We start from the raw sequence: 10269 nt of genomic DNA, 5'->3' as shown, positions 1-10269 counted from the left end.
TTGAACTTCAGCGCAAAGTCCTTGAGGATTTCACCCATGACGCGCCTCCTGGCGGGGGTATCGGGTTGCCTGAACAACTCCCCTCTACACTCGGCGGATCGGGCGCGTCATCCTACTTCTTGGGTCACCCCTCTTCCTTCTGACGAATAAGGTAGGATTAGAAGAAGGCCCTATCCGGCCAGCGAGAGAGTATCGCTGCCTTCATGGGTATTGGGTTTGCCGAACTTGCATGACCTCTATGCCCCAAGTCGCTAGCAATGCTGGCCAGTCGTTCCGGTGAACGCGTGGGTGTGCGCACTCATAATAGCCCTCTCCCGGAGTCCCCCAGTCCTGGCGCACTACGATTGCCGGCAAAGCTGGGAGCTTTAAGCTGTTGTGGCAATGATCAACAACTTCGCCTAAGGCTGCATGCAGTTGAGGTGAGCGTGGTGTGAGATTGTGTCCATGCTGGGTGTTGAGTTGCGCTACAAGGTCGGTATATGTAATGAGTTCTTTAGTGGGAAAACATGGGACTCTGATCTTGAGAATGTCATAAATTTGCTGGGCTAAAGGATTCACTTGAGCCTCCTGCATGATATGGTGCGTTTGTCTACTGGACCAAAGTTTCAGGGCACGTCGCGGCCCTCTCCGAAGCCGAGCACCCAGAACTCCGGCTTCGGCTCGGTCCTGGCCTCAATGGCCCTGCGCAGCTCGGTGACGGGCTCCTCCTGCCCGTCATCCCCCAGGTTGAAGGTGCCGTAGTGCATGGGCACGCTCACCTTCGCCTCGAGGTCCACGCTGGCCTGCACCGCCTCGGTGGGTGAGACGTGGACCACCTCCATGAAGGCCTCGGGCTTGTAGGCGCCGACGGGCAGCACCGCCAGCTTCACCGGGCCGAACTTCTCGCGCACCTGGCGGAAGTGCTTGCCGTAGCCGGTGTCCCCCGCGAAGTACGTCACCCCCGAGGGCCCCTGGAGCACGTAGCTCGTCCACAGCGTCCCGTTCCGATCGCTCAGCCCCCGGTTGGAGAAGTGATGCGCCGGGGTGCTCACCAGCTTCACCTCCGGTGTGAGCTGCACCTCCTGCCACCAGTCCAGCTCCGTGACGGAGGGGAGCCCCTTGGAGTCCAGGAACGCCTTGTTCCCCAGCCCCGCGAAGAAGCGCGCGTTCGGGAACTGCTCCGCCAGCCGCTTCAGCGTCGGCACGTCCATGTGATCGTAGTGGTTGTGGCTGAGGATCACCGCGTCGATGGGCGGCAGATCCTCGAAGCGGATGCCCGGCGGACGCACGCGCTTGGGCCCCACGAAGGACACCGGGCTGCAGCGCTCCGACCAGATGGGGTCCGTCAGCACGTTCACCCCGTCCAGCTGCAGCAGGGTGGTGGCGTGGTTGACGAAGGTGACGCGCAGGCTTCCCCGCGGCACACGTCGGGGTGGGGGAGCTCCCGCGGGCGCCTCCGTCCACTCGGCCCACGGGCCCTGATCCCGGTTCAGCTGCCAGTCGAAGAAACTCATGCGCCGCTGCCGGGGCTCCTGGTTGACGAAGTGCTCCCCGTTGAAGTGGTCCGACTTCGGACCGCGGTACACGGGCGCGGAGAAGGCATGGCAGCCCACCCCCGCTCCCGTCATCCCCAGCAACACAAGCCCCCCCAACACGGTGAGCAACGCGCGGCGCACGCGGGGTATGGGCATCGAGTGAATCCTCCAGCAGGTGAGTTGGAATTTCTCTTCTACCCTGGACCGCGGGGATGCGCTGCGTCATGGAGAGGCGCAGCAGATCCCACATTCCCCGTAAGGGTGAGATTGCATCAGAGGCGGGGTAGAGGGCTCTAGTGATATGAGCAGGCTCTACAGGGGAGCGTGCAGCAGTTCCATCTCACTGCCGGGGTGCACTCCCCGGCTCTTGCACGGGTGAATGGTCCATGTCCGGACGCCAGGTTGGGGGTAGGTACGTCCTGGAGCGAAAGATCGCCGGGGGTGGCATGGGAGCCATCTGGGCGGCCTTCGATCCACAGCTACAGCGGCGCGTGGCGATCAAGCTCACCACGACCCAGCGGCTCTCTACCGAGGGCGCCAAGCACCAGTTCGAGAAAGAGGCGAAGGCGATCGCCCAGTTCCACCACCCCAACGTCGTGCAGATCCATGACTTCGGGCTGGACAAGGACGAGCCGTACATCGTCATGGAGCTGCTCGAGGGTGAGGATCTCGAGACGCGCCTGAAGCGCCGCGAGAAGCTTCCCCCGGCGCAGGTGGCCTCCCTGCTCACCCAGGTCTCCCGAGCCCTGGCGGCCGCCCACACCGGCGGCATCATCCACCGCGATCTCAAGCCGGCGAACCTCTTCCTGACCCGGATCGATGGCCAGGAGGTGGTGAAGATCCTCGACTTCGGGCTGGTGCGGCTGGCGTCGCGCACCCCGGATGTCACCCCCGAGTCCATGGACGGGATGGTGGGGACGCTGCGCTACATGAGCCCCGAGCAGATCCGCGGGGACAGCTCGCTCGATCACCGCAGCGATCTCTGGTCCATCTCCGTGGTGGCCTTCCGGGCCCTCACCGGCAAGTTCCCGTTCCCGCTGGAGTCCATCGGGCCGCTGCTCAACGGCAGCTTCCAGCCGCCGGATGTGCCGCCCTCCAGCCTCGTGCCCGAGCTGGGCCCGGAGCTGGATCGCTTCTTCACTCGCGCGCTGTCCCCGGATCCCACCAAGCGCTTCCAGTCCGCCCAGGAGATGGCCACCACCTTCGCGTCCATTGTCCAGGCCGCCCGGCCTCAGGCGGCGAAGATCCTCGTGGTGGATGACGAGCCGGACGTGGAGACGCTGATGAAACAAGCGTTCCGCCGGCAGATCCGCGACTCCATCTACCAGCTGCTCTTCGCCGCGGATGGCGAGGACGCGCTGGAGAAGCTGCGCCAGCACCAGGACATCGATGTCATCCTCACCGACATCAACATGCCGCGCATGGACGGGCTCACCTTCCTGAGCCGGGTGGGCGAGGTGAACCCGCTGGCCAAGGTGATCATCGTCTCCGCCTACAGCGACATGGCCAACATCCGCACCGCGATGAACCGCGGTGCCTATGACTTCCTCACCAAGCCGCTGGACTTCCAGGATCTCGAGGCCACGCTGAGCAAGACGCTCAAGAATGTGGCGGAGTCGCGCCAGCTGATGCGCTCCATCGAGGAGAACGCGTTGCTGCGCATGTTCGTGCAGAGCACCGTCCTCGAGCGCCTGCGCCCGCTGACGCAGGGCCCCGGAGCGCTCGTCGGAGAGCGGACGGAGGCCACGGTGATCTTCCTGCGCATCCCGGACTTCACCTCGCTGGTCCGCCAGCTCCCGCCCGATGTCGTCATCCAGCGGCTCAACCAGAACTTCCAGGTCGTCATCCCCGAGCTGACCTCCCGGGGCGGGGTGGTGGACCGGCTCATGGGGGACTCGGCGCTGGTGGTGTTCCGCGGCTCGGAGCACCTGCGCCAGGCGCTGGATGCGTGCATGGGGGCCCGGGAGCAGCTCCGGACGATGGCCACCAGCGGCGGTGCGGAGTCCCCGTACTCGCTGGGCATCGGCTTCGGGCTGGACTCGGGAGAGGTGGTCCTGGGCGGTCTCGGAGGCCCAGAAGTCGGGCGCCTGGACTACACGATGGTAGGCGTCCCGGTGGAGAACGCCTCGCATCTGGCCGCGATGGCCACCAGCGGAGAGATCCTGATCAGCGCGCGCCTGCGTCAGCGCATGGTGCTGGACTTCGAGTGCCGGCCCGGCGGGGATCGCACGCTGCCCGGCCTGCGTGAGCCCATGGCCGTTCACGACGTCGTGGGTCGGCGCGGTGGGTTCCTCTCCACCACGAGATCCTTCTCGACGCCGGGTGGCTCCGACTCGGAGACCCCACCGCTCGGGTAGGCCCTGGGAGCCTATCGAGTCGCGCCATGCAGCAGCGCTAGACTGAGCTCAGCGCACTCCGGCGCCGTAGAGAGGATCCCTGTATGCAGACGCCCACACCTGGCCCATCCCTGTTCGAAGCCTATCCCCGTACCGAGGACTATGAGCTGTCCTCGGGGGTGGTGTGCCAGATCCCCTATACGTGCCACTCGGCGGACTTCGTGGTGCTGCATGGGCCCGCGGACCTCGAGGCCGTCCGCCGGTTGATGGCCGGGCAGCGCTACCAGCCGGTGTCCGTGGGCGGCGGCAAGTGCGCCGCGGCCCTGTGGATCGCGGACTACCACGACACCTCGTGCGGCCCTTATAAGGAGCTCATCCTCAGCATCCCCGCCTCGCTGAAGTCGCTCGAGGCGCCGGCCAGCGCGCCCATGGAACTGCTGCAGGCGGGCGCGCTCCCGGAGGCCACCATCTATTGCCACAAGCTCATCCTCGACAAGCAGGTGCCCATCGACTTCGGCCGCGAGGTGCACGGGCACGCCAAGCACCCCACGCCGCAGCCGGTGGACATCTCCTTCTCCGCGCAGGGGTGCCGGTTCGACGTGGCCTGCGAGGGCAAGCGGGTCGTCGTCGGCCAGGTCCGCCTCCCGGAGGAGCCGTCCCCGTCGGTGCGGGCCTCGTTTGGCTTCGTCACCCCCAAGGAGGTCTTCCAGACGCGCAACATCATGCACTTCGAGCTGGAGTCGCGCTTCCGCCTCTTCGGGGAGGGGGATGAGTTCTCTATGTCCAGCGAGAGCACACTGGGCAAGGAGCTGGTGGACATGCGCTTCACGCCGCAGGTGGTGCAATACTTGCCGAAGACACGGTTCGTGATGCCCAAGCCGCTCAACTGGCGAGGCGCCAAGGAGAAGTAATGACTCCCTCGGGGAGGAAGTACATCGACAGCCCGTCCCTCCAGGTCTTCCCCCCGCCGAGCCTCTGCCAGGACGTCACGCAGTACCTCTTCTTCCTGAAGGGCCGGCAGTCAAAGCTGCAGGAGCTGTGTGACACGTTCCTCAACGAGCCGTCGGGCGGAGCGGTGGACTACCGCCCGCGGCTGCCCTTCGTGATGCTGACCTTCCAGTCCGTGGGCCGGCTCTCCTCGGGGGCCCAGGGCTTCCAGGACTGGGGGTACACCTCCCAGCGCGAGGCGACTTTCTGGGTCGCCGTCAGCGACTACAAGAAGCACGGCGCGGACGAGCTCTGCAAGAAGGTGGAGCTGTTCATCCCCTTCATCTACTCGGACAACCCGTGGGCGGTGGCGGGAGGCCGGGAGCTGTACGGCTTCCCCAAGCAGGGCTCCACGGTCCTCATCCCGGGCACGGGGCAGGGGGCGGGGGCGTTCGAGATCTCGACGCTGGCCTACCGCACGTTCAGCCGGGACTCCCAGGCCCAGGTCTCGCGGGTGCTCTCGATCGAGCGCGCGGATGGTGAGCCCTTTACGCACGGCGAGCTGGGGATCTCTCTAGGGGATGAGCTGCTCCAGCGGCTTGGGGTGCTCAGGGACGAGCTGGGTCAGCTCCTGGACTTCAACTTCGAGTTCGGGGCCCGGATCATCGACTTCCTGTTCCGGCCGAGCCTGCCCATGGTCTTCCTGAAGCAGTTCCGCGGTGTCGGCAGCACCGAGGAGGCCTGCTACCAGGCCATCGTGGGTGCGGAGGTGGACCAGATCGAGCTGAAGAGCCTCCGTCTCCTGCTGCGGCGCTTCCGCCTCCAGCTAGAGTCCCTGGCCACGCAGCCGATCGCGCAGGCGCTGGGGCTGGAGCTGGACTCGCGGGGTCAGCTCTTCATCCCCGGGGGGCTGCAGATCCAGTTCGATTTCCGCCTCAACGAAGGACACCTCATCTGGAGCGGGGAATGAAGAAGAAGAGGGTGGCGGTGCTGGGGGGCGGTGCTGCTGCGATGACCACCGCGTACCACCTGTCTCGGACACCGGAGCTGCGGGACGAGTACGAGGTGACGGTGTTCCAGCTGGGGTGGCGGCTCGGCGGCAAGGGTGCCAGCGGCCGTGGGCCTCATGGGCGCATCGAGGAGCACGGGCTCCACATCTTCTGGGGCTTCTATGAGAACGCGTTCGCGCTGATGCGCGAGGCGTACCGGGAGATGGCGCGGCCTGCGACGATGCCGCTGGCCACCTTCGAGGAGGCCTTCCGCCCGCGGGCGCTGCTCGCCATGGAGGACTTCGTCCAGGGCCGCTGGCAGCGCTGGGTGGTGCCCTTTCCCACCAACGCGCGTCTGCCTGGGGAGAGCACCGACGAGCCCACCTCCTGGCAGATCGTCGAGACGGTGCTCCGGGTGGCTCAGGAGCTTCTGGGCAAGCTGAAGAGCCGGATCCCGCTGGTGACGGAGCGAGGGGCCGCGCTCATCGCGGAGGAGGTGAGTACGGCGGAAGGGGAGCGACTGCTGGCGGATGCTCACGCCTACGCTCTGGCGGCGGCGCAGGCGCAGGCACAGGTGGCGGAGGCCGTGGCAGACAAGATCCTGGGGGTGATCCGTGAGTTTCTCCGCTGGCTCTGGGGGAGGATCTCGCACCTGATCGAGTCGAACTTCCTGCTCTACCAGCTCAGCGTGGGGCTGGACTTCCTCATCGCCAACCTCGTCGGAATTCTCACGGACAAGGTGCTGACCCAGGGGTTCAGCTCCCTCGATGGGCAGGACTACCGCGAGTGGCTGGGGAGGCACGGGGCGAATCCACGGACACTTCGCTCGGTGCTCACACGCGTCATCTACGACGCAGCCATGTCGATGATCGAGGGCGATCCGGATCGCCAGGCGATAGGGGCTGGCAGTGCGCTGCGGGCGTTGGTGCGCATCGGGCTCACCTACCAGGGGGCCGTGGCCTACGAGTTCGCAGCCTCCATGGGCGATGTCGTCTTCGTGCCGCTCTACGAGGCTTGCCGGAAGAACGGCGTCCGCTTCGAGTTCTTCCATCGAGTGGAAGAGGTCGTCGCTGAGCGCACGGGTGACGGCCCGCCCCGCATCACGCGGCTGCGCATCGGCCGCCAGGTGGACATGAAGAACCCCTCGGCGGAGTACGAGCCCTTCCTCACTGTGAAGAACCTGACCTGCTGGCCGGGCAGGCCGCTCTACGATCAGATCGTCCAGGGGGAGCAGCTCCTGCGGGACAACATCGATCTGGAGTCGTTCTACACGCCTTGGAAGAACGTGTCCGAGCGGGTGCTCGAGGTGGACAAGGACTTCGATCAGGTGGTGTTCGGCATCCCTGTGGCGTCGGTGCCCTTCCTCTGCCCGACGCTGCTGGAGCTGAGTCCGGCCTGGCGGCGGATGGTGAAGGAGGTGGCCACCATCGAGACACAGGCCTTTCAGCTGTGGCTCTCGAAGGATCAGCGGGCGCTGGGGTGGACCGTGGGCAGCCCTTTGCTCACGGGGTACGTCGAGCCGCTGGACACGTGGGCGGACATGACGAGCCTGCTGCCTCGGGAGGGCTGGGCTCAGCCCAACGCGCCGCTCACGGCCGCCTACTTCTGCGGCCCGTTGTCCGGCCCCGCCGTTCCCCCACCGCCCACCGAGCATGACTACCCGGCGCGTCAGAAGGAGCTGGCCCGGCAGAATGCCGTGAGCTTCCTGAAGAACGACATCGGGGTGCTCTGGCCGAAGTCGACCCAGGCGAGGAATTCGGAGGTGTTCGACTGGACGTTGCTGGTGCCCTCGAACGAGGGAGTGGGGGAGGCGCGCTTCGCGACCCAGTACTGGCGGGCCAACGTGGATCCCAGCGAGCGCTACACCCTGGCACTGCCTGGGACTCGGGAGGCGAGGATCCGTCCGGACGATACCGGCTTCGAGAACCTGGCCATCTGCGGGGACTGGGTGGACAACGGCTTCTACATCGGAGCGGCCGAGGGCGCCGTCATCTCCGGCATGCTGGCCTTCCGCGCCATCACGGGGCGGCCGCTGCGCATCTCCGGCGAGGCGTTCTGGTATCGCTGAGGCAAGACATCCATGAGCACGGCACAGGAGTCGCGGGGACGGAAGCGCAGGATCGTCATCCTGGGAGGCGGAGTGGGCGCCATGACGGCCGCGTTCGGGCTGACGAACCAGCCCGGCTGGCAGGAGCAGTACGAGGTCATCCTCTACAACATTGGGTGGCGGCTTGGAGGCAAGGGCGCCAGCGGCCGCAACAAGGATGTCGCCCAGCGCATCGAGGAGCACGGCCTCCACGTGTGGATGGGGCACTACGAGAACGCGTTCCGGGTGATGCGCCAGGTCTACAGGGAGCTGGGGCGGCCCAAGGGGGCGCCGCTCGCCACGATCGAAGAGGCCTTCCGCAAGCAGTCGCTCGTCACACTGTACGAGCGCACGCCCACCGGCTGGGTGGACTGGGACTTTCCGTTCCCCACCAACGCCCAGGAGCCAGGAGCGGAAGGGGAGGGTGGAGAGCTTCCCACGCTCGTCACCTACCTGGAGCGAGGGCTGCAGGCGCTGCTGGATCTGCTCCACCAGGCGCCTGGGGCCGGCCTGGCCGCCGCGACGCCTGCCCCCGATGCGCTGCCCTCCCGAGTCGAAGGGGTCCTCCGGTCCTTGGGGCTGTCGATCTTCCCAAGGGTGGGGGTGCCAGGGATCGGGCGGACGTTGCAGCTCGCGCAGCTGCTCGCGGCCCGGCTTCCCAGGTCCCCGGGAGAACAGGACCCGAGCCAGATCGAGGCGCTCCTCTGGCTTCTGGAGGAGGTCCTGGCCCGGCTGTCCTCCCGGTTCACCCGGAACCTGGAGAACAGCGCGATCCGCAAGATCTGGTCGGTGCTGGAGCTGGGGCTCGTGGTCGCACGAGGCGTGCTCCGGGATGGGGTGCTCAGCACGGGCTTCAACGCCATCGACGGTGAGGACTTCCGAGCATGGCTCGCGCGCCACGGGGCCAGTGACTTCACGCTGCACCGCGCTCCCCTCGTGAAGGGCATGTACCAGCTGCTCTTCGCGTACATCCAAGGCGATCCCAACCGGCAGCAGCTCGCAGCGGGCGTGGCCACGCGCTTCATGCTGCGCATGGCGCTGACCTACAAGGGCGCGGTCTTCTACAAGATGCGCGCGGGCATGGGGGATGTGGTCTTCGCTCCCCTCTACGAACTCCTGAAGCGCCGCGGCGTCCAGTTCCACTTCTTCCACAAGGTGGAGAACCTCCACGTCCATCCGCTGACGCGAAACGTGGATCGGGTGGAGATGACGCGGCAGGTGGAGCTGAAGAACCCGGCGGCGGGTTATCAACCGCTCGTCGATGTGCTCGGACTGCCGTGCTGGCCGGACCGGCCGCTGTACGATCAGATCGTCGACGGTGGTGCGCTGGAGGCGTCCGGCGTCAACCTGGAGTCGTACTGGGCCAGGCCGTGGCCAGGTCGCAGCCCCATCACCCTGGAGCGCGGCCGGGACTACGATGTGCTCGTGCTTGGGATCTCGCTCGGCGCGTTCCCGTATGTCTGCCCGGAGCTGCTCGCGCAGAGCGCGCGCTGGAGGCGGATGGTCGAAGAGCTTCAGACGAACCAGACGCTGGGGGTGCAGCTCTGGATGTCCAAGACGCTCGAGGAGCTGGGATGGAAGGAGTCACCCACGGTGATGACCGGCTATGCCGAGCCGCTGAACACCTATGCGGACATGGCCCAGATCATTCCTCGTGAGACCTGGCCTGCCGGGACGGTCAAGGACGTCGCCTACTTCACAGCGCCATTGATCGACGCACCGAACATCCCGTCGTTCACTGACTACGACTTCCCGCGGCGGGAGCACGAGCGGCTCAAGCAGCTCTCCGTCCGGTGGTTGAAGGAGTGGATCGGCCCGCTGTGGCCGGAGGCGTCGCGCTACAACCCCACGGGCCTGGACTGGGAGCTGCTGGTGGACTCCGGTGGCGCGAAGGGCGTGGCGCGCTTCGATAGCCAGTACTGGCGCGCGAACATCGATCCGCCCGAGCGTTACGTACTCTCCCTGCCGGGCTCGACGGCGGCTCGGCTTGGGTCTCACGACTCGGACTATCCCAACCTCTACCTCGCGGGGGACTGGACGCTCACGGGGCTCAACTGCGGGTGCGTGGAGGCGGCGGTCATGTCCGGGCTCCAAGCCTCGCAGGCCATCTCTGGCTCTCCAGGGCACATCGCCGGCGAGAGCGACTTCTGATTCAACGGAGTCTCCCTGAGAGGGCGTTGACCTGTGGTGGGCCCCCGGCTCCAAACCGGTGGCAGCACGGTCTGCTCGCCTCGCCGCCGCTCATGTCAGCCTGAGCTGATGTGATGGCAGCCGTTGGCAACGAGGAGGGTGGCGGATATGGAACGGATGGGGCTCGTCGCACACGTCGAGCAGCAGTTGGAGCGCGTTATTGCACTGGGCTTGCTGCCAGAGCAGGGACTTCTTCCCTCGGAGAACATGCTGGCGCGGAAGTATGG

General features: G+C 66.4%; 6 protein-coding genes. 5 read left to right on the top strand and 1 reads right to left on the bottom strand.

Translation table 11 applies throughout. The annotated features are described in order from the left end of the window. Positions 1-605: 605 nt before the first annotated feature. The gene (locus VD972_RS01755) at positions 606-1670 is read right to left on the bottom strand and encodes an MBL fold metallo-hydrolase (protein ID WP_324979760.1); all 1065 of its coding nucleotides are present in this window, start codon (positions 1668-1670) and stop codon (positions 606-608) included. Between the two features lie 230 nt (positions 1671-1900). Here VD972_RS01755 and VD972_RS01750 point away from each other — a divergent pair, with 230 nt between their 5' ends. The 5 genes from VD972_RS01750 to VD972_RS01730 all read left to right on the top strand — a co-directional run bounded on the left by VD972_RS01750 (position 1901) and on the right by VD972_RS01730 (position 10003). Further along, positions 1901-3871: a protein kinase domain-containing protein gene (locus VD972_RS01750; protein WP_324979756.1), complete on the top strand. Its 1971-nt coding sequence runs from the start codon at positions 1901-1903 to the stop codon at positions 3869-3871. 83 nt (positions 3872-3954) lie between these two features. Next, positions 3955-4761 (top strand): acetoacetate decarboxylase family protein, encoded by an 807-nt coding sequence (locus VD972_RS01745; protein ID WP_324979752.1) that lies wholly within the window; start codon positions 3955-3957, stop codon positions 4759-4761. Then, positions 4761-5747, top strand: coding sequence for a hypothetical protein (locus tag VD972_RS01740; RefSeq protein WP_324979750.1), 987 nt, complete (start codon positions 4761-4763; stop codon positions 5745-5747). Before VD972_RS01745 ends, VD972_RS01740 begins: the two co-directional genes overlap by 1 nt. After that, on the top strand, positions 5744-7834 hold the full coding sequence (locus VD972_RS01735; protein ID WP_324979747.1) for an NAD(P)-binding protein: 2091 nt from the start codon (positions 5744-5746) through the stop codon (positions 7832-7834). Before VD972_RS01740 ends, VD972_RS01735 begins: the two co-directional genes overlap by 4 nt. A 12-nt stretch (positions 7835-7846) precedes the next feature. Continuing rightward, positions 7847-10003 (top strand): FAD-dependent oxidoreductase, encoded by a 2157-nt coding sequence (locus tag VD972_RS01730; RefSeq protein ID WP_324979744.1) that lies wholly within the window; start codon positions 7847-7849, stop codon positions 10001-10003. Positions 10004-10269: the final 266 nt, after the last annotated feature.

The sequence above is a fragment of the Hyalangium sp. genome, assembly GCF_035629615.1.
In the GTDB taxonomy this organism is placed as follows: domain Bacteria; phylum Myxococcota; class Myxococcia; order Myxococcales; family Myxococcaceae; genus Hyalangium.
Note: the sequence above shows the minus strand (reverse complement) of the source record. Positions and strands in the feature narration are given on the sequence as shown.

Bases quoted from the DNA above. Each gene is read 5' to 3' on its own strand.
- VD972_RS01735 (WP_324979747.1), top strand. From the start codon at position 5,744: ATGAAGAAGAAGAGGGTGGCGGTGCTGGGGGGCGGTGCTGCTGCGATG.
- VD972_RS01730 (WP_324979744.1), top strand. From the start codon at position 7,847: ATGAGCACGGCACAGGAGTCGCGGGGACGGAAGCGCAGGATCGTCATC.
- VD972_RS01750 (WP_324979756.1), top strand. From the start codon at position 1,901: ATGTCCGGACGCCAGGTTGGGGGTAGGTACGTCCTGGAGCGAAAGATC.
- VD972_RS01745 (WP_324979752.1), top strand. From the start codon at position 3,955: ATGCAGACGCCCACACCTGGCCCATCCCTGTTCGAAGCCTATCCCCGT.
- VD972_RS01740 (WP_324979750.1), top strand. From the start codon at position 4,761: ATGACTCCCTCGGGGAGGAAGTACATCGACAGCCCGTCCCTCCAGGTC.
- VD972_RS01755 (WP_324979760.1), bottom strand. From the start codon at position 1,670: ATGCCCATACCCCGCGTGCGCCGCGCGTTGCTCACCGTGTTGGGGGGG.